The organism is Deinococcus maricopensis DSM 21211 (genome assembly GCF_000186385.1).
Lineage (GTDB): Bacteria > Deinococcota > Deinococci > Deinococcales > Deinococcaceae > Deinococcus_B > Deinococcus_B maricopensis.
Window position 1 is genome coordinate 3,359,560 of sequence record NC_014958.1, and the last position, 23,211, is coordinate 3,382,770.

23 protein-coding genes and 1 tRNA gene are annotated in these 23,211 nt (G+C 67.4%); 13 read left to right on the forward strand and 11 right to left on the reverse strand.

Annotation, left to right across the window (positions count from 1 at the left end):
* Window positions 1-8: 8 nt before the first annotated feature.
* Complete coding sequence (locus tag DEIMA_RS15860; protein ID WP_013558301.1) at window positions 9-719, forward strand: DUF5131 family protein; 711 nt, start codon at window positions 9-11, stop codon at window positions 717-719.
* Here DEIMA_RS15860 and DEIMA_RS17470 read toward each other — a convergent pair.
* The 4 genes from DEIMA_RS17470 to DEIMA_RS15875 all read right to left on the reverse strand — a co-directional run bounded on the left by DEIMA_RS17470 (window position 716) and on the right by DEIMA_RS15875 (window position 4,033).
* On the reverse strand, window positions 716-1,588 hold the full coding sequence (locus DEIMA_RS17470; protein WP_013558302.1) for a DNA adenine methylase: 873 nt from the start codon (window positions 1,586-1,588) through the stop codon (window positions 716-718). The two genes, DEIMA_RS15860 and DEIMA_RS17470, sit on opposite strands and share 4 nt — an antisense overlap.
* 140 nt (window positions 1,589-1,728) lie before the next feature.
* The gene (locus DEIMA_RS17475) at window positions 1,729-2,604 is read right to left on the reverse strand and encodes a tyrosine-type recombinase/integrase (RefSeq protein ID WP_013558303.1); all 876 of its coding nucleotides are present in this window, start codon (window positions 2,602-2,604) and stop codon (window positions 1,729-1,731) included.
* A gap of 168 nt (window positions 2,605-2,772) precedes the next feature.
* Window positions 2,773-2,848, reverse strand: a tRNA-Lys gene (locus tag DEIMA_RS15870).
* Between the two features lie 6 nt (window positions 2,849-2,854).
* Window positions 2,855-4,033, reverse strand: coding sequence for a glutamate ligase domain-containing protein (locus DEIMA_RS15875; RefSeq protein WP_013558304.1), 1,179 nt, complete (start codon window positions 4,031-4,033; stop codon window positions 2,855-2,857).
* 36 nt (window positions 4,034-4,069) lie between these two features.
* On the opposite strand from DEIMA_RS15875, the gene purE reads away from it, so the two are divergent.
* From purE to mltG, 4 genes are read left to right on the forward strand one after another with little or no spacing between them, the layout of a single operon-like run.
* Complete coding sequence (purE, locus tag DEIMA_RS15880) at window positions 4,070-4,588, forward strand: 5-(carboxyamino)imidazole ribonucleotide mutase (protein WP_013558305.1); 519 nt, start codon at window positions 4,070-4,072, stop codon at window positions 4,586-4,588.
* Window positions 4,585-5,697: a 5-(carboxyamino)imidazole ribonucleotide synthase gene (gene purK, locus DEIMA_RS15885; protein WP_013558306.1), complete on the forward strand. Its 1,113-nt coding sequence runs from the start codon at window positions 4,585-4,587 to the stop codon at window positions 5,695-5,697. The genes purE and purK overlap by 4 nt, the downstream gene beginning before the upstream one ends.
* Before the next feature lie 28 nt (window positions 5,698-5,725).
* Window positions 5,726-6,688: a carbohydrate kinase family protein gene (locus DEIMA_RS15890; protein ID WP_043816858.1), complete on the forward strand. Its 963-nt coding sequence runs from the start codon at window positions 5,726-5,728 to the stop codon at window positions 6,686-6,688.
* A complete protein-coding gene (mltG, locus tag DEIMA_RS15895) occupies window positions 6,685-7,707 on the forward strand; it encodes an endolytic transglycosylase MltG (RefSeq protein WP_013558308.1) in 1,023 nt (340 codons plus the stop codon). The genes DEIMA_RS15890 and mltG overlap by 4 nt, the downstream gene beginning before the upstream one ends.
* Before the next feature lie 72 nt (window positions 7,708-7,779).
* Here mltG and DEIMA_RS15900 read toward each other — a convergent pair whose 3' ends face one another.
* The 3 genes from DEIMA_RS15900 to DEIMA_RS15910 form a co-directional block, all read right to left on the reverse strand.
* On the reverse strand, window positions 7,780-8,559 hold the full coding sequence (locus tag DEIMA_RS15900) for an ABC transporter ATP-binding protein (protein WP_013558309.1): 780 nt from the start codon (window positions 8,557-8,559) through the stop codon (window positions 7,780-7,782).
* Window positions 8,556-9,563 (reverse strand): FecCD family ABC transporter permease, encoded by a 1,008-nt coding sequence (locus DEIMA_RS15905; RefSeq protein ID WP_013558310.1) that lies wholly within the window; start codon window positions 9,561-9,563, stop codon window positions 8,556-8,558. The genes DEIMA_RS15900 and DEIMA_RS15905 overlap by 4 nt, the downstream gene beginning before the upstream one ends.
* A gap of 112 nt (window positions 9,564-9,675) precedes the next feature.
* On the reverse strand, window positions 9,676-10,539 hold the full coding sequence (locus tag DEIMA_RS15910) for an ABC transporter substrate-binding protein (protein ID WP_043816860.1): 864 nt from the start codon (window positions 10,537-10,539) through the stop codon (window positions 9,676-9,678).
* A 303-nt stretch (window positions 10,540-10,842) separates the two neighbouring features.
* Between DEIMA_RS15910 and DEIMA_RS17125 the strand changes: the two genes are divergently transcribed.
* Both DEIMA_RS17125 and DEIMA_RS15920 read left to right on the forward strand, forming a co-directional pair.
* Window positions 10,843-11,805, forward strand: coding sequence for a CAP domain-containing protein (locus DEIMA_RS17125; RefSeq protein ID WP_013558312.1), 963 nt, complete (start codon window positions 10,843-10,845; stop codon window positions 11,803-11,805).
* Window positions 11,806-11,845: 40 nt separating this feature from the next.
* On the forward strand, window positions 11,846-12,679 hold the full coding sequence (locus DEIMA_RS15920; protein WP_013558313.1) for a hypothetical protein: 834 nt from the start codon (window positions 11,846-11,848) through the stop codon (window positions 12,677-12,679).
* Window positions 12,680-12,723: 44 nt separating this feature from the next.
* Here the strand turns inward: DEIMA_RS15920 and DEIMA_RS15925 are convergent, their stop codons facing one another.
* Genes DEIMA_RS15925 through DEIMA_RS15935 form a run of 3 tightly spaced genes read right to left on the reverse strand, consistent with a single transcriptional unit; the run spans window position 12,724 to window position 14,623 of the window.
* Window positions 12,724-13,623: a carbon-nitrogen hydrolase family protein gene (locus DEIMA_RS15925; RefSeq protein WP_013558314.1), complete on the reverse strand. Its 900-nt coding sequence runs from the start codon at window positions 13,621-13,623 to the stop codon at window positions 12,724-12,726.
* 5 nt (window positions 13,624-13,628) lie between these two features.
* Window positions 13,629-14,222 (reverse strand): GNAT family N-acetyltransferase, encoded by a 594-nt coding sequence (locus DEIMA_RS15930; protein ID WP_013558315.1) that lies wholly within the window; start codon window positions 14,220-14,222, stop codon window positions 13,629-13,631.
* Window positions 14,219-14,623 carry a ketosteroid isomerase-related protein gene (locus DEIMA_RS15935; RefSeq protein WP_013558316.1) on the reverse strand — a complete coding sequence of 135 codons (405 nt, stop codon included), beginning with the start codon at window positions 14,621-14,623 and terminating at the stop codon, window positions 14,219-14,221. The genes DEIMA_RS15930 and DEIMA_RS15935 overlap by 4 nt, the downstream gene beginning before the upstream one ends.
* A 149-nt stretch (window positions 14,624-14,772) precedes the next feature.
* Here DEIMA_RS15935 and DEIMA_RS15940 point away from each other — a divergent pair, with 149 nt between their 5' ends.
* Window positions 14,773-15,225: a hypothetical protein gene (locus DEIMA_RS15940; protein WP_013558317.1), complete on the forward strand. Its 453-nt coding sequence runs from the start codon at window positions 14,773-14,775 to the stop codon at window positions 15,223-15,225.
* 60 nt (window positions 15,226-15,285) lie between these two features.
* Here the strand turns inward: DEIMA_RS15940 and DEIMA_RS15945 are convergent, their stop codons facing one another.
* Window positions 15,286-16,677, reverse strand: a complete 1,392-nt coding sequence (locus DEIMA_RS15945) for a DR2241 family protein (RefSeq protein ID WP_013558318.1) — start codon at window positions 16,675-16,677, stop codon at window positions 15,286-15,288.
* 183 nt (window positions 16,678-16,860) lie between these two features.
* On the opposite strand from DEIMA_RS15945, the gene DEIMA_RS15950 reads away from it, so the two are divergent.
* From DEIMA_RS15950 to DEIMA_RS18895, 5 genes are all read left to right on the forward strand, one after another.
* Window positions 16,861-17,298 (forward strand): hypothetical protein, encoded by a 438-nt coding sequence (locus DEIMA_RS15950; RefSeq protein ID WP_013558319.1) that lies wholly within the window; start codon window positions 16,861-16,863, stop codon window positions 17,296-17,298.
* Window positions 17,299-17,430: 132 nt separating this feature from the next.
* On the forward strand, window positions 17,431-18,501 hold the full coding sequence (locus DEIMA_RS15955; protein WP_043816862.1) for a M20/M25/M40 family metallo-hydrolase: 1,071 nt from the start codon (window positions 17,431-17,433) through the stop codon (window positions 18,499-18,501).
* Window positions 18,502-18,528: 27 nt separating this feature from the next.
* On the forward strand, window positions 18,529-19,413 hold the full coding sequence (gene pdxY / locus DEIMA_RS15960) for a pyridoxal kinase PdxY (protein ID WP_013558321.1): 885 nt from the start codon (window positions 18,529-18,531) through the stop codon (window positions 19,411-19,413).
* Window positions 19,414-19,645: 232 nt separating this feature from the next.
* The gene (locus DEIMA_RS15965) at window positions 19,646-20,395 is read left to right on the forward strand and encodes an Ig-like domain-containing protein (protein ID WP_013558322.1); all 750 of its coding nucleotides are present in this window, start codon (window positions 19,646-19,648) and stop codon (window positions 20,393-20,395) included.
* A gap of 19 nt (window positions 20,396-20,414) precedes the next feature.
* Complete coding sequence (locus DEIMA_RS18895) at window positions 20,415-23,018, forward strand: S8 family serine peptidase (protein WP_013558323.1); 2,604 nt, start codon at window positions 20,415-20,417, stop codon at window positions 23,016-23,018.
* Window positions 23,019-23,211 lie beyond the last annotated feature (193 nt).

Here is a 23,211-nt window from a genome sequence, read left to right on the forward strand (position 1 = left end):
CGGGAATTATGTCTAGCACAAAAACTACCATAGAATGGACAGACAAAACTTGGAATCCCACAACGGGGTGCACCAAAGTGAGTCCTGGATGCAAATTTTGTTACGCAGAAGGTATCACACGCAGGTTTAAACAAGCCTTCCCTTCAGGTTTTGATTTCGCAATTCACAGAGAAAGACTTGATCAACCAAAAAAATGGAAAAGGCAAAGCAAAATATTCGTCAACTCCATGAGTGATGTTTTCCATGAAGATATGCCTTATGAATTTCTGGCCGAAATATTTGATGTTATTATTAAGTGCCCACAGCATATATTCCAGATCTTAACGAAGAGATCTGCAAAACTGTCCGAACTTGCCTCTGCATTACCATGGCCCGACAACTTGTGGGTAGGGGTTTCCGTAGAGTCGCAAAAACAAGTTTTTCGTGTAGATGACTTACGACGGGTTCCTGCAAGAGTTCGCTTCCTCTCCTGTGAACCACTACTCGGACCTCTAGAATTGGACCTTACTGGCATCCATTGGGTCATCACAGGAGGTGAATCAGGAGCTTCAGCACGACCAATAGATCCTGAATGGGTACGCTCCATACGCGATCAATGCGTGGAGCAGGGTGTTGCCTTTTTTCACAAGCAGTGGGGAGGCAGAAGCCCAAAAGCAAACGGCCGCCTTCTCGACGGCCGTCTTTGGAGTGAATTTCCTGTCGTTGAACAACCTGTTTAGATAAAAAGGCTGCTTCTTAGCCAAGAGAGATCTCTACCGATTACCAATTCACTCATCACAGCATGATGGGTATTTTTCATAGGAATTGCCTCATATTCAAATCCATGTGAATGGGCCATTGCTTTAATTTCCTCAGATACATGGTATGTCATCAAAAAATCACCCGTCAGCTCTTGGGTAACTTTGAAAAGCATCTCGTGATCTAGCTGCCAATGTGTATACAAACGCCGCCCTGCAGCTTTGCCTGTCTCGCTATAGGGAGGGTCAATCAGGAACACAGCAGATTTATTATCTGCTTCAGATTCCATGTGCTCTATTGCATCTCCATTTGAAATAGTGACTCTCTTTTTGAACTGACTCAAATATAGTATTCGGTTTGATAGAGTTGTAGGATACCACCGAGAATGGAGACCCCTGCCAGCTTCGCCATGCTTTAATATCCCGGCACCGGGAGCCATAATGCCACCACGGCTAATCCTATTTCTCACTAATGTATAAAGAGCATCTTTTATCGAATCATTGGGCTTATCATCAGATAAGACAATTTTTACATTCTCTTCAGTAAGGTTATATTCAAGAATGGCTTCTGCCAACAGATGTGCATGATCAGAAAATATCACTTTCCACAAACTCGAAATTCTTTCATCCTTCTCAACTAGCAGAATATGATCGGCAAGGTTGCGGTCAAGGACAGCGCAAGAAAGGCTTGCACCGCCAGCAAACGGCTCAACAAAAAGCGTCGGCCGCTTTTTCCGACTGGACATCCAGTTGACAAAACGCGGGACAAACCAAGTTTTTCCTCCAGGATATCTAAGAGGGCTAAGCATTTTAGAGGAACTTACATTTGACGCCTTTATATTCGCCTCCATATTTACAATCCAGAAATCTTCTATTGGAAATGAGCCAGGGAATCTAAATATGAATAAATTATATCACATTATTTAAAAAATAGTACTCACAGTTAAATTATTTAAATTTCAACTCTCACAAGTATATGTTTGCATAAAAACTATCTCTTCTGGGAACTTAAGCGTGCATTGGTTAATGGGGAGTGCGTTATATGCGACTTTTTCAAGTCTTCGAAATTTAAGTTTACATAACGCTGTGTAACAATAATAGAACTGTGCCCCAGTGTTTCCTGTAAAGCCATAGGGTTACCGTTTGAGGCAATGTAGCTTCGTGCGTATGAGTGTCGAAGCTTATGGGGGCCCACAATTTCTCCAAGCCCAGCACGTTTCCCCGCGCTCATCAGCAGCCCATGCAACCATCGACGGTTTAGCGCACCTCCGACCTCACCCTTGACGACATGAAAGAACCAGGGGGATTCTACGTTACGCTGCTGTGCCCACTTCCGAAGATCCCTAAGGGCTGATGGACTGAATGGCACGATACGATCCCGCCCACCCTTACCGTTTCTGACATACACACAACGATTAACCAGATCGACATCTCCCACCGTCAGGTTGCAAAGCTCCTTACTGCGAATACCTGTATCAAACAGAAGCGCAACAATGGCCTTATCTCTAAAATTACGACAAGCGTTAAGCAATTTGAGAACTTCAATCTCGCTTAACGGTTGCTTTTTCTTAAACGGCGCTCGAGGGTTCTTCAGGCGGGATGGATCAAATTCTGAGTACTCCTCGACATAACACCACTTCAAAAAAATTTTTAGTCCACGCCACCGTGTTGCTATCGAAGACGGGGTGTGGGTAGCCTGAAGAGAAATCAAGTATTGTTGCAAGGTCATTCGGTCGACTGTCGGCTCTTCACCAGAATACTGTTTAAACCTTTCCCAACACTGCCGGTAGTACCTCAATGTCTCAGGAGAAAGGCCTTGATACTCGCGGTCTCCTATAAATAAGTTAAAATGTTGGTTCCAGTTCATGCTGCCTCCTAGTCCTTGACCATGACTCCTCATGGTGGTTAGCTCAATCGGTACCCAGGAAATTGAAAATTTCTTGGCGACCTTGGCGTAAGCCGAGAAGGGGCTGCTGACGATATCAGCGGCATAAAAGCAAAATTCCCCTCCTTATGGAGAGGAATTTCTTCGTCCTGGTGGGTCGTGTAGGACTTGAACCTACAACCCGCTGATTAAGAGTCAGCTGCTCTACCAATTGAGCTAACGACCCGTTAGCTCAGGGAGTATATGGGCTGCGTTCGGCCATGTCAAGCAGGTGGGGGCGGAGGTGGCCGGCGAGGTGGAGGCTGCCCGCAACGATGAGGGTGCCGCCAGGAGGCGTGAGCGTGAGGGCGTGCCCGAGGGCGTGGTGAGGGTCGGGGTGGGCGTGGCCGCCATGTTGCCGGGCGAGGGGGTGGGGGTCGCTGCCGCCTTCGGGGGGGGCGGTGAAGACGCGGGTGGGGGCGACGTTCAGGAGGGGGGCGAGGGTGGCGGCGGCGTCCTTGCGGGCAAGCGCGGCGAACAGGAGGACGTCGGCGTGGGGGACGGCGGTGGCGAGGGCGTGGGCGGCGTGGGGGTTGTGCGCACCGTCGAGGAGGACGGTGCGGCCGTGCACGTGGAATTCCTCGAGGCGCCCGGGGTGCTCGGCGTTCAGGGCGGCGGGGACGCCTGTTTCGTGCCCGAGGTGGCGGAGGGCGGCGAGGGCGAGGGCGGCGTTGGTGTGCTGGTGAGGGCCGCGCAGGCGTGGGGGGTGGGGGACGTGGAAGAGGTGGGGGTGCGTGGCGGGCGTGTACAGGGGCGCGCCGATGTCGGTGGCGACCGCCTGGATGACGTTCAGGGCTTCGCCGGTGGCGGTGGTGAGGAGGGGCACGCCGCGCTGAGCGGCGCGGGCTTTTTCGCGCGCGATCTGCGGGATGGTGGGGCCGAGGGTGGCGGTGTGGTCGAGGGCGACGTTCGTGAGGAGGACAGCGCGGACGCCGTGGAGGGCGTGGGTGGCGTCGCGTTCGCCACCCACGCCGGCTTCCATGATGGCGAGGTCCACGTGGTCCTGCGCGAACGCTTGCGCGGCTAACGCGAGGGTGAGGTCGAAGAACGCGGCGTCGGGAGCGTGGTGCTGTGCCCAACGCACGAATGTGGCGGTGCGGTCGGGGTGGACGGGCTGGCCGTTCACGCGGACGCGCTCCTCGAAGTGCGTGAGGTGAGGGCTGGTGAAGCGGCCGGTGCGGAGGCCGGCGGCGGTGAGGCCGGCGTCGAGCATGGCGCTGACGCTGCCTTTGCCGTTCGTGCCGACCACGCGGAGGTTGGGGAAGTGCTGGTCGGGAGCGCCGAGCGCGTCGAGGAGGGCGCGGGCGGTGGCGGGGTCGCGGTCGCGGCCCGCGCGCGTCTGGGCGTACAGCCAGTCGTACACGCCGGTCATGCCGCTCAGGGTAGCGCTCCCGTATGCTGAGCGTCGATGAGTGACGTGACGCCGCTGGTGGGTGTGGTGATGGGCAGCCGCAGCGATTTTGAGACGATGCAGGGGGCGCTGGAGGTCCTGCGGGACCTGGGGGTGCCGTACGAGGTGCGGGTGCTGTCGGCGCACCGCACGCCGCAGTTGCTGCCGACGTATGGGGCGCGCGCGGAGCGGCTGGGCTTCCGGGCGGTTATTGCGGGCGCGGGGGGTGCGGCGCACCTGCCGGGGATGCTGGCGGCGTTCACGCGCGTGCCGGTGCTGGGCGTGCCGGTGCAGTCGCGGGCGCTCAGCGGGCAGGACAGCCTGCTGAGCATTGTGCAGATGCCGGCGGGCGTGCCGGTGGCGACGTTCGCGATTGGTGCGGCGGGCGCGCGCAACGCGGCGTTGTTCGCGGCGGCGATGCTCGCCACGACGGATGAGGGCGTGCGTGAGCGCCTGGAGGCGTTCCGGGCGCGGCAGACGGCGGCCGTGATGGAGGATCCGTTTTTCGAGGGGCACCCGCAGGCGGGTGAGGCGTGAGCCTGTTCACGGGGCGGACGGTCGGCATCCTGGGTGGCGGGCAGCTGGCGCGGATGCTGGCGCTGGCGGGGCTGCCGCTGGGGGTGCGCGCGGTGGTGCTGGAGCCGGACGCGCAGGCGCCCGCGCGGTTCTGCGCGGAGCACCTGCACGCGCCGTACACGGACGCGGCGGGCCTGGATCGCCTGGCGGCGTGCGACGCGGTGACGCTGGAGTTCGAGAACGTGCCGGTGGAGGCGCTCGCGGCATTGCAGGGGCGCGTGCCGGTCCGTCCGGGCGGGCACGTGCTGCACCTCAGCAAGCACCGCGCGCGGGAGAAGGCGGCGCTGCGCGAGGCAGGGGCACGAACGGCGCCGTTCGTGCCCCTCGAGGCGCCCGGGGACCTGGCAGGCGCGCTCGCGGCCGTGGGGGGCGAGGGCCTGCTGAAGACAAGCGAGCTGGGGTACGACGGGAAGGGGCAGGCGCGCGTGCGCAGTGACGCGGACCTGCATGCCGCGTGGGCGGAGCTGGGCGGGGTGCCGTGCATATTGGAGGGCCTGGTGCCGTTCGTGCGGGAGCTGAGCCTCGCGGTGGCGCGCAGTTCGCGCGGGGAGGTGGCGTTCGGCGGGCTGATCGAGAACGTACACCGGAACGGCGTGCTGCGCGCGAGCACCTTCGTGCCGGGCCGCGCGGCGAACGAGGCGGCCGCGCGGGACATCGCGCGCCGCGTGGCGGAGGCGTGGGGCCTGGAGGGGCTGCTGACGCTGGAGTTTTTCGAGCTGGCGGACGGGACGCTTCTCGTGAACGAGGTGGCGCCGCGCGTGCACAACAGCGGGCACCTCACGCAGGACGGCGGGAACGTGTCGCAGTTCGAGGCGCAGTTGCGGGCGGTGCTGGACCTGCCGCTGGTGGATTTCGCGCCGACGTTGCCGAGCGGCATGGTGAACGTCCTCGGCTGGCCGGACGGGCAGGAGCCGGACTGGGACGCGGTGCTGCGCGCGCCGGGCGCGCGCCTGCACCTGTACGGGAAGGCGCACCGGGCGGGCCGCAAGGTCGGACACGTGAACGTCACCGCCCCGGACGCGGCAATCCTGGCGGAGCGCATGGCGCACGTGGAGGGTCTGATTCCCTGAGCGCGCGGGCGGTATGATGCCGGGACGCATGAACAGCACCGAACACCTGCTCGTGTCGCTCGGGGACCTCGCGTGGGACGTCCTCGCCAAGCCTGACACCCTGCTCCTCGCGGGCGGCGACACCACCGGACGCCTGGAGTTGTGGGGGGGCGGCAGCGCCGCGAACGCCGCCGTGTGGGCCGCCCGGGCGGGCGCGCGCGTGGCCTTCACCGGCAAGATCGGCCGGGATCATTTCGGGGAGCTCGCCGTGCGGGAGTTGCAGGAGGAGGGCGTCGCGCCACACGTCATCGAGAGTGACGAGCACCGCACGGGCGTCATCCTGGGCCTGATCGACCGTGCGGGGCAGCGCGCGATGCTGACCGGGCAGGGCGCCGACTGGGAGCTGCTGCCCGAGGAGCTGCCGGAGAGCGTGTTGCGCCGCGCGCGGCACCTGCACCTGACGGCGTGGAGTCTGTTCCGCGATCCGCCGCGCGCGGCGGCGGTGCGGGCCGCGCAGATCGCGCGGGAGGCGGGCGCGACGGTCAGCCTGGACCCGAGCAGCTTCCAGATGATTCAGCAGCTGGGCCGCGAGCGGTTCCTGGACGTGCTGGATCAGGTGCCGTTCGATGTGCTGTTCCCGAACGACGACGAGGCGCAGGCGCTGAGTGGCCTGACCGCGCAGGACGCCGTGATGGACTGGCTGCGGGAGCGCTACCCGCAGGCGCTGATCGCGCTGAAGCTGGACGCGCGCGGCAGCCTGATCGAGGGGCCGACGACGCCGCGCACGGCGGTGCCGGCCACGCCGGACCGCGTGCTGGACGCGACGGGCGCGGGTGACGCGTTCGGCGGGGCGTTCCTGGCGCAGTACCTGACGCATGGGGACGCGGTGCGCGCGGCGGAGTGCGCGTCGCAGGTGGGCGGCTGGGTGGTGGCGCGGTTCGGGGCGCGCCCGCCGGCCGATGATGAGCTGCGCGCGCGGCTCGCGCCATACCTCACGGCGGTGGCGTCGTGACGCGCCTGCGTAGGCGCCGCACGGTGGTGTGGCGCGTGCTGGGCGCGCTGCTGCTGCTGGCCATCCTGGCGGCGCTGGGCGTGGCGGCGTATGCGTACACCCTGACGCGCCCGACGGGCGGCGGGAAGTACACGCTGGAGGTGAGGCCGGGCGACACCCTGGCGGTGGTCACGTCGCGCCTGGAGCGGGCGGGCATCGTCCGCTCGGCAGACGCGGTGCGGCTGGTCATGCGCGCGAACGGCACGGCCGGGCGGCTCAAGGAAGGGTACTACGACCTGAGCGGCGCGCAGGACGCCCTGCAGGTCGCGGACACGCTCGCCGGGGACGCGCGGCCCCGCGTCGTGAACGTCACGATTCCCGAGGGGCGGCGCCTGAAGGACCTGCCGCCCATCTTCGCGAAGGCGGGGTTCACGGACGCGGCCGGCCTGAACGCGGCCCTGAACGACGCGGCGCTCAGCCGGTACGCGCGCGGCAACTTGGAAGGGTTCCTGTTCCCGGCCACGTACCCGTTCCGGCCGGAAGCGACGCCGAAGGAGATCGTGGAGGCGCTGGTGGGGCGCATGCAGGAGGAATTCACGCCGGCGAACGTGGCGCGCGCGAAGGCGCTGGGGCTGGGCGTGCGCGACTGGGTGATCCTGGCGAGCCTGGTGCAGGCCGAGGCGGGCAGCGCCTCGGAAATGCCGTCCATTGCGGGCGTGTTCCTGAACCGCCTGCAGGACGGCATGCCGCTCGGCAGCGATCCGACCGTCGCGTACGGCCTGGGCAAGGACCTGCCGGAGCTGGACCGGTATGCCGGGGACTTCAAGAAGGACACGCCGTACAACACGTACACGCGCGCGGGCCTGCCGGCCGGGCCGATCAACAACCCGGGCGCGCAGGCGCTCATGGCGGTGCTGAGCCCGAAACGCACGGCACCGAACGGGCAGCGGGCGCTGTACTTCCTGCACGGCCTCAAGGGCGAGTTCCGCCTGAACAGCTCGTACGCGGCGCACCTGCGGGACGTGGACACGTACCGCTGAGCCCCCACCAAAAGCGCGCGGCCTCCGCTCTCGGAGGCCGCGCGCTTTTGGTCACTCCGCAAGTCCGCCGGTTCAGTCTTCCGGAACGACGAGCAGGCGGCCGTTGTGGCGGCTGATGGTGGCGCGCACGCCGTACGCGGCGCGCAGGTTCGCGGGCGTGAGGACCGTGGCGGGCGTGCCGCTCGACAGCACGTGCCCCTGGTGCAGCAGGATCAGGTGGTCGGCGCGCGCGGCAAGATTCAGGTCGTGCAGGACGGCGATGACGCCCATGCCTTCTTCGGCTTCGTCGTGCAGGTAGCGCAGCAGGTCGATCTGGTACGCGAGGTCGAGGTGGTTGGTGGGTTCGTCGAGCAGCAGGTATTCCGGCTGCCCGGCGAGGGCGCGCGCGAGGGCAACGCGTTGCCGCTCGCCGCCGCTGAGCGTGCCGATGGTGCGCTCGGCGAGGCTGAGCGCGTCGGTCTTCTCAAGGGCGGCCTGGATGATGGCCGCGTCGTCCGCCTCGCGCGCTTTCGGGTTGGGCAGCAGGCCCCACAGCCAGTCGTGCGCGCCGCGCCCGAGCGCGACGACGTCCCGCGCGACAACGTGCTCCGGGAGGGGTTCGTCCTGCGCGAGGTACGCGAGGCGGCGGGTGCGTTCGGCGCGGCGCATCTCGTGCAGGGGGCGTTCGTCGAGGGTGATGCGGCCGCGCGTGAGGGGCGTGAGGCCCAACAGGGCGCGCAGCAGCGTGCTCTTCCCGGCGCCGTTCGGGCCGATGATGGCGCTCACGCGGCCGCGCTCGAAGGTGACGTTCACGGTGCTGACGGCGGGCCGGTCCGCGAGGGTGACGGTCACGTCGTAGGCGCGCAGCGTCACAGGCGACTCCCGCGGCGCAGCAGCGACAGGAAGAACGGCCCGCCGATCAGCGTGGTGACGATGCCGACCTGCGACAGGAAGGTGGTGCGCGCCACGAGGTCCGCGAGGACCAGCAGCGTCGCGCCCGCCACGGCGCTGACCGGCAGGAGCACGCGGTGGTCGGCGCTCCACAGGCGGCGCACGACGTGCGGGACGATCAGACCGACGAAGCCGATGATGCCGACGTAGCTGACGGCGGCGGCCGTGGCGAGGCTCGCGGCGATCACGATGATCAGGCGCAGGCGCTCGACGGGCACGCCGAGGCTGCGGGCGGTGAGGTCGCCGAGCGCGAGGGTGTTCAGCGCGCGGGCGAGCAGCATCAAGGTGGCGGCGCCGATCACGGCGTACGGCAGGACCGTGAGGATGTCCCGCCAGCCGCTGAAGGACAGGTCACCGAGGGTGTACGCGAGGACCTGGCGGGCGCGGTCCTCGCCGCGCAGGATCAGGAAGCTGCTGGCGGCGCTGGCGATGCTGCCCACCACGACGCCCGCGAGAATCAGGCGATTCGGGGGGAAACGGCGGCCTTCGCGGGCGAGCGCGAGGGTCACGAGGACGCTCAGGAACGCGCCGATCATGGCGAACACCGGCACGAGCGCGCGCGGCCACTCCGCGACGATGCTGACGGTGGCGCCGAGCGCGGCGCCGCTGGCGACGCCGATCAGGTACGGGTCGGCGAGGGGGTTGCGGAAGACGCCCTGGTACGCGCCGCCGCACACGGCGAGGCTGGCGCCGACCAGCAGGCCCATGACGACGCGTGGCAGGCGAATCTGCCAGACGATCACGTCGGTGCCGCTGAGGGGGGTGCCGTTCAGGCCGTGCCACAGCGCGCGGAGCACGTCGCCGAGGGGCACGTGCACGCTGCCGAACGCGATGGCGCACAGGATGGTGAGGGCGAGGGCGACGAGCAGCAGGGGGGTGCGCGCGGCGCGGACGAAGGGTCGGGCGGTGAGGGTCCCGTCTTGCACGCCTTATTGTTCTCCTTTCCGATGGGGGCGCGCGCACGTGAACTTCACGTGCGCGCGCGGGGCGGGCGTGGGGCCAGTGTACCCGCGCCCGGCGCCGGGCGCGGCGGACGGTTTATTTGCGGAACAGTTCGGGGTGAAGGATGCGCGCGAGGCCCGCGAGGGCCTGCGGGAGGCGCGGGCCGGGGCGGCCCAGGATGGTGTTGAGGTCCTTGGGGATGTCCATGACCTTGCCGGCGCGCACGGCGCGCAGGCCCGCCCAGCCGGGGCGGGCGGCGGCGGTCTTGAGGTCCAGGCCGAGCATGAGTTGCGGGTTGGCCTTCACGACGAGTTCCGGGTCGATTTTCGGGAAGTCCCCGAGGCTCGCGGGGATGATGTTCGCGCCGCCCGCCTTGCTGAGCACGACGCCTATGAAGCTGTTCGGGCCGATGCTGTACGGCGTCGGGTCGATTTCGACGTACGTGCTGACCTTGGGGACGCTGCGCGTGAGGATCTCGATGCGGGCGATGTCGCGGCGCATCTGCGTCACGAGGTTCTTCGCCGGCGTTTCGCGGTTCACGAGGCGGCCGAGCGTGAGGGTCTTGCTGAACACCTCGTCGTACGTTTCGGGGTTCACGGCGACGACCGTGAGGCCCGCCTGCGTGAGCGGCTCGGCGAGTTTGCCGTACTTGCTGACGATCACGAGGTCGGGGCGCTGCGCGATGATGCCTTCGAGGTTCGGGTTGTACAGGCCGCCCACCTTGGGCAGTTTCGTGACCTGCTGCGGGTAGTCGCTGTAGTCGTCCACGGCGACGAGTTTGCTGCACGCGCCGATGGCGCACAGCGTCTCGGTGGTGCTGGGCAGCAGGCTGACGATGCGGGCGGGTTCGGCCTTCACGGTGACGGTGCGGCCCAGGTCGTCCTTGAGGGTGAGGGGGTAGGTGGCGGCGAGGGCGCTGCTGGCGCCCAGCAGCGCCAGGGTGGTCAGGATCGTGCGCATGAGTGTTCCCTTCTTCCCGCCCATGCGCCCCGCCGGGCGTTCCGGCGGGGCGCATGGGGCGACCAGGGTGCTGGGCGCACCTCCACACCGCGGGAGGGGGAGCCGGGCCCGCGGTGGTGGCGGGCCTCACGGGGCAGGCGTTCGGACTTCCCCGCGGGTGGGGTTACCGTTGCGCGACAGTGCCGGATTCCCACCGGGCTTTCCCTGCGCTTCCGTTGGGTGCAGCCTAGCGCACGTGGGCAGGGGGAGAAAGGGCGGAAAGCTTCACAGCGCGCAATCTGCTCTGAGCGTATTCTTGAAGGGATGTTCCGCGCTGCTCTGCTGCTGGCCTGCGCCGCCCTCACCGGCGCGGCCCTCGCGCAATCCCGCTACTCGTTCACGTACCAGGCGACCGGCGACCGCGCGCCCCTCACCGCCACCTTCACCGCCACCGGGGTGCCTGCCGACCAGCGCGTCGTGTGGGACTTCGGCGACCGCACCCCGCCCGCCACCGGCGCCACCACCACGCACACGTACTACCAGCCAGGCACGTACAGCGTGAACGTCCAGATTCAGGACCGCCTCGGCACGGTCGCGCAGGGCCGCATGAACCTGCGCGTCGAGAGTGCAGGGGCCGAGGCCGCGCGCCTCACGCTGCTGTTCGGCAACGGCGACGTGACCCTCAGCAGCGTCGGTAGCGTCGCGTACGCCAGCACGCAGGCGGCATTCACCCTGGACGGCCGCCCCAGCAGCGCCCGCGCCGCCGTGGGCGAGGGCACGCACACCGCCCGCGTCACCCTCACGGGCACGCGCGCGCCGCTCAGCGCGAACGTTAACTTCCGCACCTCTCGCGTCACCGAACGCGAAGCGTTCAACCTGGAGGTGCTGCGCCTCACGAACGACGCGCGCGCGCGCGGCTGGAACTGCGACCTGAAACGCTACGGCGGCGCGCCCCAGCCGGCCCTGCGCCGCAACGCGCAACTCGACGTGGCCGCCCGCTCGCAGAGCATCGGCATGGCCGCGAACAACTACTTCGCGCACGAGAGCCCCGTGGACGGCAGCCGACCCGCCGACCGCGTGCACGCGAGCGGCTACGACTACCGCGCGACCGGCGAGAACATCGCCGCCGGGCAGCGCAGCCCGCAGGAGGTCGTGAACGGCTGGCTGAACAGCCACGGCCACTGCGTGAACATCATGGGCGACTACACCGAGATCGGCCTGAGTTACGCCGAGCGGCCCGGCAGCACCTACGGCACGTACTGGACGCAGATCTTCGGCCGGAAGTGAGCCCGGAGCGGCAAGGCGGTCATGCCCTACATTGAGCGGCATGACCGCCTTGCCCGTTGACCTCACCGATGCCGCGCAGGCGTCCGCCTTCACGGCGTGCCTCGCGGCGCTGCACGGCGCGCCCGCCGAGGCGCTCACCGACGTCGTGGCCACGCTCGAACCGCGCGCGTGGGCGCTGCCGGAACCGGACGGCGCGTGGCGCGGCGTGGTCGGCGTGCGGCGCACGCCCGCGCCCGCCGCGGAACTGGTGGGCGGCGTGCACGCCACCCTGGACTGGACGGACGACACGGCCGCGCTCGTCACGGCGGCGCACGCGCACGTGGGCGCCGTGTACGCCTACGCGGACGAACACGCGTGGAGCCTGCCCGGCCTGGAACGCGCCGGGTTCACGCCCGTGTCGCAGTACCGCCGCGCCGCCGGGTGGCCCCCGACCGACGCGCCCGAGTGGCCGGACGGGTTCACGTGGCGCACGCTCGCGCAGCACCCGGACCCGGCGGCGCTCCTGGAGGGCCTGCGCACGTACGAGGGCCAGTGGGGGCACCACACGGTCACGCCCGCCAGCGCCGCCCTGGACGCCTGGGCGCCGGAACTCAGTGTCCTCGCGCTCGACCCGTCCGGGCAGGTGGCCGGGGTGTGCCGCGCTGCCCTGGACGGCGAGATGGCGCACGCCGACGCCCCCGGCGTGCGCGCGGACCTGCGCGCCGGCGGCGCGCTGCGCCGGGCGCTGCTGCTGACGGTCAGCGCCCTGCTGCGCGAGGCGGGCGCCACGCACCTGACCCTGGAAAGCTGGGGCGAGGACGAACGGGTCAGCGCGCAGGACGCCGCGCTGGGCCTGCAGCCCGAGATGGTCACGGAAATCCTCGCGCGCGCCTGAAGGTCACCTCGGGCCAGGGGGCACCCGAGGCCCTTCTATTCAGTTCAGACGCGCCACAGGCCCGCGCCGTCCGCGGTGCGCGCGGCGGCTTTCGGGTAGTCGCGGGCGTTCAGGACGTGCCCGTCTGCGCGGACCGCGCGGGTCAACGCGAGGTCCAGCGTGGCGTGCAGCCACGCCGGCTCGTTCATGCGGCCCAGCGCGAGCAGCCCGTCGGCCGGCAGGCCGTTGTCGCTGGGCGTGTACACCCCGGCGGCGCCGCTGTTCTTGTCGATGGCCTCGGTCCAGGGGGCCTCGCCGACAAGGGGCGCGTGCACGGCGTACACCTGATTCTCGAGGGCGCGGGCGAGGCTGCCGGTGCGGACGCGGTGGTACCCCCAGGCGCTCTCGGTGCAGCTGGGCACCAGCAGGACTTCCATGCCTGCTTCGGCCTGCGCGCGCGCGAGGTGCGGGAACTCGCTGTCGTAGCAGATGTTCACGCCGAGCCGCCCGAGCGCCGTGTCGAACACGCTCAGGCCGTGGCCGGGGTTCACGCCCCACTGGTCATCCTCGAAGCGGGTCATGACGAGCTTGTCCTGCCACGCGCGCGTGCCGTCCGGACCGTACAGGTGCGCGCGGTTCACGAACACGTCGCTCGCGGCCTCCACCGGCACGCTCCCCCCCAGGATGTACGTGCCGGTGTCCCGCGCGAGGCGCTCATGCAGAGCGTGCAGGGCCGGCAGGAACGCCTGCATGGCGGGCAGCTGCGCGCGCACGTCGCGCTGCACGGCTTCGCTGCACAGGCTGACGAGTTCCAGGCTGGCGTACTCCGGGAACACCAGCAGCTGCGCGTCCGCGCGGGCGGCGTCCTGCACCCAGGTGCTGAGTTTGGCTTCGAAGTCGTCCCAGTGCGCGAAGTACCCCACGGGGTACTGGGCGCTCGCCACGCGGATCACGTCAGGGGTCACGCGCTTCAGTATGGCGCGGTGCGCACCCAGAACTGCATGGGTTTGGGGGTCGGGGCGGCCTCATCGAGGTCCCGCCACGTCATGGTGCCGCGCAGGTCCGCGCGGGGCGCGTACCCGCGGCGCGTCCAGAACGCGTCGAGCGGCGTGTAGTCGGCGGGGCGGCGCAGGTGATCGTCCGGGCGCACCACGGCGCAGAACGCGGTGGTGGGTTTGCCGAGCGTGCGGGCGTGCGCCTCGCGCGCATCGAAAAACGCGTGCCCCAGGCCGCGCCCGCGGTACTCGGGCAGCAGGACGCTCTCCCCGAAGTACAGCACGGCGTGCACGTCCTCCCCGGCCCGCTCGAACGGCGCGCGCACGTCCGGCATCTCCCCCGCGAGGGGCGTGGCCGTGCTCGCGCCAACCACCCGGTCCCCGTCGCGCGCGACGACGATCAGGCTGCCGGGCGCGTCCAGGTACGTGCGCAGGTACGCCTCCTCGTACGCGGCGTCCCCGTCGTACAAGTACGGGTACGCGCGGAACACCGTCTGCCGCAGCCGCCCGAGGTCCGCAAGGACGCCGCGCGCGTCCTCACCGCTCAGGGGCGTGACGCTGAGCGTCAAGCGCCGACCTGCTGCAGCCAGTCCTGCAGGTTGTAGTAGTTCGTGACGCGCGCGATGCGTCCGTCACGCACGTCGAAGAACGCCCCGCCGGGCAGGACGTACGTCTGCCCGTTCGCCTCGGGCAGGCCCTCGTCGGTGCGGAGGTACGTGCCGTGCACGGTGTACTCCGCGGCGGCGCGGGTGCCGTCGGCACTCACGAGGACGGTGACGTCACGCAGCTCCTCACGGTAACTGGCGTCCATGCGCGCGAGGAACGCGCGGAAGGCGTCCACACCGACCTCGCGCGCGCCTTGGTTCAGGTCGTGCTGCACGTCCGGCGTGAGGCACTCCAGCATGCCGGTCCAGTCCTGACGGTTGAAGGCCGCGTAGTACCGCTCGATCAGTGCGTGCGTGTCGTTCATGCGCACCAGCGTACCGGCTTCACGGAACCTGCACAAAGCGTACGCAGAACCGGCAAGAAACGTGCACGCGCGCTTTACAGGGCCCACCGACCATAGGGGCATCAAGCGGCGGGCGCGCACGCGCCCGCCCTCCCTGAAGGAGGGACCCCATGCGTAACTTCATCCTGACCCTGAGTCTTCTTGGCAGCACCCTCGCCGGCGTGAGCAGCGCCGCGCCCGCCAGCATCGTGAAGGTGCAGGACAGCGGCGACGTCCTCGGCTACAGCGAGCTGTACACCGAGTCGGCGTGGCAGACGATCCTCGTGGACGGCGCGGGCATCGGCCTGCCCAGCGGCAACGACGTGGACGTGACCGGCCAGCTGGAACTCACGTCGGACGCGCCGAGCGGCGTGAACGTCAGCCTGGACAGCGCAACGCTCGGCGCCGGCCTCGCGCTCGGCGTGACCGTGACGCGCGCCGACACGTCCGTGGCCGTGAATCGCCCCGTGACGTTCACGCTGAAGAACACCGCGACCGGCCAGAGCATGACCTTCATGCTGCCGGTCGTGGGCACCGCTGAGCAGGACACCAGCCTGATCCAGACCGTGTGGGCTGACGAGTAACCCGGGTCAAAGGGGCAGGGCGGGGCACCGTGCAGGTGCCCCGCCCTGCCCCTTTGGCGCTCAGTGGTGGTGCCCGCCACCCGCCTTGGCGCTCATGCGCTCCCGCACCTCCGCGACGAGCAACGTGCACGCCTCCGGGCACGGAATGCCGCCGGGCACGCCGTCGAACACGGTGCTGTCGAGCTTCTGGCTGGCCCACAAGCGCGTCTTGAGGCAACGACTGCAGACGTCGCGCGCGGCGGCCTCCACCTGCTCGGCCGTTGCGGACTGCACCTTCGTGTAGATGCCGGTCTGGCGGCGCGCGGTCGTCGCCCACGGCGTCGTGTGCAGCGCGTGCGTGTGACACGCGAACGACTCCTCCACCACCGCCGGGTACAGGTAATGCACGGCGCGCGGGAGGTCCTCGGCGCTCAGCACCGCCCGCCACCCCCTCGGGAGGTTCCGCAGCGTGTGAACGGGCCGGTGGTGCCCGCCTTCGTCCTCGCGGACGACGTCGCGGACCCCTTCGGGCGTGACGACCGTGTGCAGGCCCGCGTTCCCGCGTCCCTCGTCCAGCATGTGCCGCAGCTCGAACACGCCCGCCTGCGGCGTGATGACGGCCTCCCCGAGGCGCACGCCCCCCTGCGCGAGGCGCATGAACGTGTCCCACGCCTGCGCGTGGTGCGCGTCCACGTCGCCGCCCTGCAGGCTCTGACCGCGCGCGCCCTCCGCGAGGTTCAGGACGACGTCCGCGACCATGGCGTGCGTGCCGGTCGGTTTGCTGTAGTACACCGTCTGCGCCCCGAACGTCGTCACCTCACCGGTCAACCCGAGATCCTCGGGGATGGTCTCCAGGGTGTGCCACCCTTCGGACGCGAAGAACGGCACCATCACGACGCGGGGGCTGCGCACCACGTCCGTCCAGGTGCTGAGGCGTGGGTCCTCGTCCAGAAACAGCGCGTGCACTTCCGCGAACAGCCCGGCGGCGCGCAGCCGCTCGGCGTTCTGGTGAATCACGCGGTTGCTGTTCTCGTTGCGGGTGGTGCCGTGCCCGATGATGACCAGCGCGGTGTCCTGCGCGTTCGCGTCCGGCAGCGCCTCATGCGCGCGCGCCAGGATCACGTCGCTCATGCTGGCGTGCACGCCGTACGGCAGGGTGTACCGCACGGTCTTCCCGCCCAGCACGCGCGCGATGCCCTCGGGTGGGACTGGCCCCTGATGCCCGAGGCCCAGCTCGCGCGGAATCACGGTTTCCGTGAAGTACCCCTCGCTGATGAACATGGGAATCACGGTCACGTCCGTGTACCGGCACGTGCGGAGCACCTGCCGCAGGCTCGGCTCCTCCTTCCAGTACCCCTCGACGACCTCGTCGAACAGGCCGCGTTCGCGCAGCAGTTCCGCATAGCGGTACACCGCGCCCGCAGACTCGGAATTCAGGTGGGAGCCGTGACCGATCAGCACGAGGGAACGCATACGGTGTCCACTGTAGCGTCGTGGCCCGCCGGAACCGTAACCCCCTGCGCCGTCCGGGACGTTTCGCCCACGCGAACTCTCAATGCGGCTTGGCGCGCCCCTCACAGCCCACCAAAACGCGGCAGTTAGCGTGACGGCAGAACCACCCGCCCGGCAGGAACGCCGGCAGAAGGAGCGTGAGCGATGTTCGGTGATCTCTTCAAAGGCCTGCAGGAACAGATGGGCCGCGCCCAACGCGGCGACCTCGACGAACGCGAAGCCGGTCAGGTCGTCACGCAGTACATGCAGCAGGCGCCCGCGGAACAGCAGCGCGACGCGTACCGCGACTTCGTGCGCACCCTGTCGCCCGACCAGCGCTCCGCGCTCGCGCAGGCGATCAACGCGCACCCGGACACCCCCGTGACCGCCGCCCGCCACGACGACGACGACGACCTCGCGGGCGCCATCCAGCAATCCGGCCCGGCCCTCATCCAGAAGCGCGGCCCGCAGACGCAGGACGGCCGCAGCCCCCTCGAGGAGATGTTCGCGCCCGGCGGCACCCTCGCCAACCCCATGGTGAAAGCCGGCCTGGTCGGCCTCGCCGCCGCCATCGGCTCGCAGGTCCTGCGCGGTCACCGCTGACCCCCGCACCCGCCGCCCTGGACGACCGGGGCGGCCCTCCCAACCTGATTCGTGTGCATGCATCCTGACGGACCCCCTCCCCCACCGCCCGGCGCGCCGCCTGCCCCGAGCGAGGCGCTACACTGTGCGGGCATGCCGCTGTCCTCCCTCCAGGTGATCGCGCAAACGCCCGCCCCCACCTTCCAGGAAGGCGAGCGCGCCGCCCTCATGACGCGCCTCTGGACAGATCTCGGCTACGCCCCCACCACCGACGAAGCCGGGAACGTCATCGTCCGCGTCGGCCCCACCGACGGGCAGGCCCTGGTGCTCGCCTCGCACCTCGACACCGTCTTCCCCGCCGGCACGGACGTCACCGTCCGTGAACACGGCGGGCGCCTCGTCGGGCCGGGCATCGGCGACAACAGCGCCAGCCTCGCCGTGCTCACCGCGTTCCTACGCGAGCTCGACGCAGCGCGCCTCACCCGGCCCCTGTGGGTCGTCGCCAACACCGGCGAGGAAGGCCTCGGGGACCTCAAGGGGGCCAAGCACCTGCTCGCGCAGCACGCCCCCCGCATGGGCGCCTTCGTTGCCGTGGACGGCTACCTCGGCCTCGCCGTCACGCGCGCCGTCGGCGTGCGCCGCTACCGCGTCACGTTCACCGGCCCGGGCGGGCACTCCTGGGGCGACCAGCAACCCAGCGCGCTGCACGCCCTCGGCCTCGCCATTACCGCCCTGTACGCCCTGCACACGCCCACGTCCCCCCGCACCACCCTGAACGTCGGCGTCGCCAGCGGCGGCAACAGCGTGAACAGCATCGCCGCGACCGCCGAGTGCCTCCTCGACCTGCGCTCCCTCGACCCGGAAGCCCTGGAGCGCCTGTGCGAACGCGCGCAGCACGCCATCAAAGGCGCCGCCCGCCAGGGCGGCGTGAGCGTCCGCATCGACCAGGTCGGCGACCGCCCCGGCGGGGACCTGCACGCCGACGACCTCCTCCGCCTCGCGCGCGCCGCCGCCACCGTCGGCGGCCTGGAATTGCGCACCGCCAGCAGCAGCACCGACGCGAACGCCGCCGCGCCGCACCACGTAGCCGCCATTGCCCTCGGCGTATACACCGGCGGCAACGCCCACCGCGAAGACGAATGGGTCAGCCCCGGCAGCCTCGAACGCGGCCTGAAATTCCTGCAGCGCTTCGTGCGCCTCTACCAGGACCACCCCATCGCCTGAACCCCACCGGCACGTATGCTGAGGCGCATGAACGACCAAGCGCCCGGCATCCTGTCCATTCAATCGTGGGTGAGTTACGGCCACGTCGGCAACGCCGCCGCCATGTTCCCTCTCCAGCGCCTCGGCTTCGACGTCGCTGCCATCCACACCGTCCAATTCAGCAACCACACCGGGTACGGCGCGTGGCGCGGCAACGTCTTCCCGCCGGAAAACGTCGCGGACCTCGTTGAAGGCATCGCGGAACGCGGCGCGCTCGGCAGTATGCACGCTGTCCTCAGCGGCTACATGGGCACCGCCGAAACAGTCGACGCCGTCCTCGGCGCCGTGGACCGCGTGCGCGCCGTCCGCCCGGACGCGCTGTACTGCTGCGACCCCGTCATGGGCGACGTGGGCCGTGGCGTGTTCGTCCGCCCGGAAATTCCCGACGCGCTGCGCGAACGCGCCATCCGCGCCGCGGACATCGTCACGCCCAACCAGTTCGAACTGAACCTCCTGACCGGCGCGGACGTCCACACCCTCACGGACGCCCTCAGCGCCGCCGACACCCTCCGCGCGCAGTTGCGCGCAGGCGGCCCCCGCATCGTGATCGTCACCAGCCTCGTCCGCGCCGACGCCGCCCCCGACACCATCGAGACGCTCGCCGTCACCGACGCCGGCGCGTGGCTGTGCACCACGCCGCTGCTGCCCCTCGACCCGCCCCGCAACGGCACCGGCGACGCCATCGCGGCGCTGTTCCTCGGGCACTACCTGCGCACCCATGACGCCGGGCTGAGCCTCAGCCTCGCCACCAGCGCCCTGTACGCGCTCCTCGACCGCACGCACACTGCCGGCACGCGCGAAATCCAGCTGATCAGCGCGCAGGACGAGTACCTGCAACCCCGACAGGTTTTCCCCGCCACGCAAGTCCGCTAGGGGATGGACGCAGAAGGAGGGCCTGGTCGAGCACCAGGCCCTCCTTCCTGTTGACCACCAACAATTCGAGGCAGCGCAGGTGAGTGATGTTTGAAAGGAAGATGAGTCACTATCGCAGCGGCCAACAAGCACGTTAGGATGAGGGGCAACTTCAACTTAGCGCCCACACAGACGAAAGGTCGTTCTCTCGGCTGTTCTGCTGTTGTGGCACACCCAAGGAGTGAAGATTTTGATGCACCCTCGCAAGTTCGCCCTGCTCGCGTTGGCCATTCCGCTCGTGATGGCCGCGTGCACCGACACCAGCACCCCCCCGCTGCCGGCCCTGAAGGTTACGCTCCAGGCTGACCCTGCCACCGTCAACCTTCCGGGTGCGACCACCCTGACCGCCACGACCAGCCGCACGATGGGGGTCCAACGGGTGGAGTTCTATGAAGGCACCACCAAGCTGGGCGAAGACAGCACCGCCCCCTATACCTTCACAGCCACTTACACGTATGCGAACAACGGTGCCCACACCTACACTGCACGCGCCGTCGAAACCAATGGAAAGACGGCTGACGGCACCGCCACGGTCACCGTGAACATTGCTGATGCATTCGAACCCAACGATTCGGCGGCCGCAGCGGCACCGCTCACGTACGGACAGAACGTCACGGGAAGCATCGCCGGTCAGGACCGCGATTACGACTGGTTCAAGTTCACCGCCAAAGCCGGCGATCAGGTGCTGATCCGGGCGCTTGGCAAGAACACCAACCCGACCAGCACCCTCGACCCTGTCCTGTATCTTTACGCCCCTGACGGCAAAACCCTGCTGGAGCGCGATGACGACGGCGGCACTGGCTTGGACAGCGAAATCCGTTACAACGTCCTCACGGACGGCACGTACGTCATCGGCCTGACCAGTTTCACCATTAAGGACGACGCGACGGCCAAGGACAACAGCACCACCAACACCTACCGCCTGGAACTCAGCCTCCGCTGAACGCTGAAGGAGCATGCCCTTGAAGAACCTGAAGATCAAGGCCACCGGCCTGTTAACGCTCGCTATCGCGCTCACTGCATGCAGCCAGAACACCACACCCGCTCCTAACGCCTCGGCGCCCATCGGCGGCATTGACGTCGGCACCGCCGGCATTCATAACGCGTGGATTGTTGAACTCGAGGGTGACCCCACGGCCCTGAACGCCCAGAGCGTCCGTACGCAACACGCCCAGTTCAAACAGCAGCTCGCGCAGAGTGGCCTCCGCGTTCAAACCACGCACGAGTACAACACGCTGTTCAACGGGTTCGCCATTAAGGCCAGCGACACAGAAGTTCGTCGTCTCAGCCGCCTTCCGGGCGTCCTGAACGTCTACCCGGATGTCCGCGTGGATCTGCCCAAGGACACGGTCGGTGAAGTACCGTCCGAGCCGGAAATGTTCAGCGCGGTCACCATGACCGGCGCCGACATTGCCCAGAACGAGTACGGCCTGACGGGCAAAGGCGTCAAGGTGGCCATCATGGACACCGGCATCGACATCGATCACCCGGCGTTCGCTGGCCGAATCATCAAACAGCATGACTTCGTAGGCGACGACTTTAACGGTACCACCAAGACCCAGCGCGTCGAGGACGAAATCGCGGATGACTGCGCCGGTCACGGTACGCACGTGGCAGGCATCGTCGGCGGCAACGACCCCGCTACTGGGTTCAAGGGGGTCGCTCCGGGCGTGTTCTTCGGCTCCTACCGCGTTTTCGGCTGCGCGGGCTCCACGAGCTCCAGCATCATGATCGAGGCCATGGAGCGCGCGTACAAAGACGGCATGCAGGTGCTGAACATGAGCATCGGCGCGTCGTTCCAGTGGCCGGACTACCCGACCGGCAAGGTCGCCAGCCGCCTCGTCAAGCAGGGCATGGTCGTCACCGTTTCGGCCGGCAACAGCGGCGACAAAGGGCAGTTCGCCAGTGGTGCACCGTCGCTCGGCGAAAATGTCATCGCCGTGGCGAACGTCGCGAACCTCAAGGCGACCGTCAACGCGTTCAAGCTGCAAGATGGCAGCAGTGTGTACTACGACGGGAAAACCGGCAGTCCTGCGGACGTCCCGGTTGCCGGCACCGTCGAGGTGGTCGCCGTCACCCCCACGCAAGGGTGCAAGACGGCCAACGGCACGAACCCCTTCGCCGCCGGAAGCCTCACTGGCAAGGTGGCCCTGATCAGCCGTGGCACCTGCACGTTCTACGAGAAGGCCCTCAATGCCCAGCAAGCTGGCGCCAGCGCCGTCATCATCTACAACAACCGCGCCGGCTACATCGGCGGTATGGCCCTGACCGGCACGACGCCCATTGACATTCCAGTGATCGGCATTCAGCAGGCGGACGGTCAGAAGATCGCCGCGATGCCGCAGCCGGTCATGATGACCTGGACGAACGAAACTTCGCTCGTGCCGAACGTCGGTGGCGGCGGCACCGCGGCGAGCAGCTCTCTTGGCAGCAGCCCAGACCTGGAACTGAAACCCGACGTTGCCGCCCCCGGCAACAACATTTACTCCACCTACCCGCTGTCCAAGACGGCGGGCGGGTACGCCGTCCTCAGCGGCACGAGCATGGCAGCCCCCCACGTCGCCGGTGCGGCGGCCCTGTTGCTGGAAGCCAACCCGAAAATTGCCAGCAAGGACATGCGCGCACTCTTCCAGAACACCGCCAACCTGCGGTACTTCTACACCGCTGCGGGCCAGCCCACTACGGCCCTGGATTACGTGCAGAAGCAGGGCGCCGGCATGATCGACATTGTCAGCGCGTACAACGCGACGGTCAGCGCCACGCCCAGCAAGCTGTCCCTCGGCGAAAGCGAAGGGATGACGACCAAGAGCAAGGTGGTGGTGCTGCGCAACAACGGGCTGCGAGACGCGACGTACAGCGTGACGCACAACGCCGCGCTCACGCTGGCGGGCACGACGTTGGCCCCCACGCCGAACATGGGCGCAGCCACCGTGAACGTCAACGGGCACCCACTGACCTCCACGCAGGGCATCGACATTACGGTTCCTGCCGGCGGGCAACTCGATCTGAATATTGAGATCACCGCTGATGCGTCCATCCCTGATCTCGCGCAGTACGGTGGGTACATCGTGCTCAAGAGCCAGCGCGTCAACAGCATCGTAATCCCCTACAGCGGCTTCCAGGGCGATTACCAGAAGCTCGTGGTGCTGAAGGACGCCATGATCAACGGTCAGACGCTGCCTTTCCCTCTGCTCTTCAAGGATGGAGACGTCGCCGACGAGAACACCACGTATACGCTCCAGAATGGCGACGAGCCCAGCGTTGGTGTGCACTTCGCCCACCAGTCACGTCGCCTAATGGTCACCGTCGTCAATGCCTCCGGTCAGCAAGTGGCGAACCTGCAGACCAGCGAGTACTGGGGCCGAAATGCGGACGACAACTGGACCAGCAACGACAGCGACGTGTGGGACACGTTCACCTGGGACGGAACCCTGGATGATGGCCAAAAAGCCCCAGACGGCACCTACCGTGTGAAGGTGCGCGTGCTCAAGGCGCTTGGCGACGCCGAAAACCCGGCGCACTACGAGGAAGACTTCTCGCCCGCATTCAACATCAAACGCAACTGATCAGGTGCATGTGTATAGCCCCTCGCTTGCGCGAGGGGCTATACACATGCACTGCGGAGCTCGTGATAACGCCCGGTTCAGACAAGCCTGATTCTCCTGGCTGTTACGCCTCAAAGAGGGGGCGCCCACTCACGGTCAGTTCCCACCCGTCGTCAACGCATCCTCGAGCCAACCGAATAAGAGACCCCATGGG

Coding starts and splice junctions, on each gene's coding strand:
- DEIMA_RS17470 (WP_013558302.1), bottom strand. CDS start 1,588: ATGGAGGCGAATATAAAGGCGTCAAATGTAAGTTCCTCTAAAATGCTT.
- DEIMA_RS15935 (WP_013558316.1), bottom strand. CDS start 14,623: ATGAACGACACGCACGCACTGATCGAGCGGTACTACGCGGCCTTCAAC.
- DEIMA_RS15910 (WP_043816860.1), bottom strand. CDS start 10,539: ATGCGCACGATCCTGACCACCCTGGCGCTGCTGGGCGCCAGCAGCGCC.
- pdxY (WP_013558321.1), top strand. CDS start 18,529: ATGAACGACCAAGCGCCCGGCATCCTGTCCATTCAATCGTGGGTGAGT.
- DEIMA_RS15955 (WP_043816862.1), top strand. CDS start 17,431: ATGCCGCTGTCCTCCCTCCAGGTGATCGCGCAAACGCCCGCCCCCACC.
- DEIMA_RS17125 (WP_013558312.1), top strand. CDS start 10,843: ATGTTCCGCGCTGCTCTGCTGCTGGCCTGCGCCGCCCTCACCGGCGCG.
- DEIMA_RS15965 (WP_013558322.1), top strand. CDS start 19,646: ATGCACCCTCGCAAGTTCGCCCTGCTCGCGTTGGCCATTCCGCTCGTG.
- DEIMA_RS17475 (WP_013558303.1), bottom strand. CDS start 2,604: ATGAACTGGAACCAACATTTTAACTTATTTATAGGAGACCGCGAGTAT.
- DEIMA_RS15860 (WP_013558301.1), top strand. CDS start 9: ATGTCTAGCACAAAAACTACCATAGAATGGACAGACAAAACTTGGAAT.
- purE (WP_013558305.1), top strand. CDS start 4,070: ATGAGTGACGTGACGCCGCTGGTGGGTGTGGTGATGGGCAGCCGCAGC.
- DEIMA_RS15950 (WP_013558319.1), top strand. CDS start 16,861: ATGTTCGGTGATCTCTTCAAAGGCCTGCAGGAACAGATGGGCCGCGCC.
- DEIMA_RS15875 (WP_013558304.1), bottom strand. CDS start 4,033: ATGACCGGCGTGTACGACTGGCTGTACGCCCAGACGCGCGCGGGCCGC.
- DEIMA_RS15940 (WP_013558317.1), top strand. CDS start 14,773: ATGCGTAACTTCATCCTGACCCTGAGTCTTCTTGGCAGCACCCTCGCC.
- DEIMA_RS15890 (WP_043816858.1), top strand. CDS start 5,726: ATGAACAGCACCGAACACCTGCTCGTGTCGCTCGGGGACCTCGCGTGG.
- DEIMA_RS15945 (WP_013558318.1), bottom strand. CDS start 16,677: ATGCGTTCCCTCGTGCTGATCGGTCACGGCTCCCACCTGAATTCCGAG.
- DEIMA_RS15920 (WP_013558313.1), top strand. CDS start 11,846: ATGACCGCCTTGCCCGTTGACCTCACCGATGCCGCGCAGGCGTCCGCC.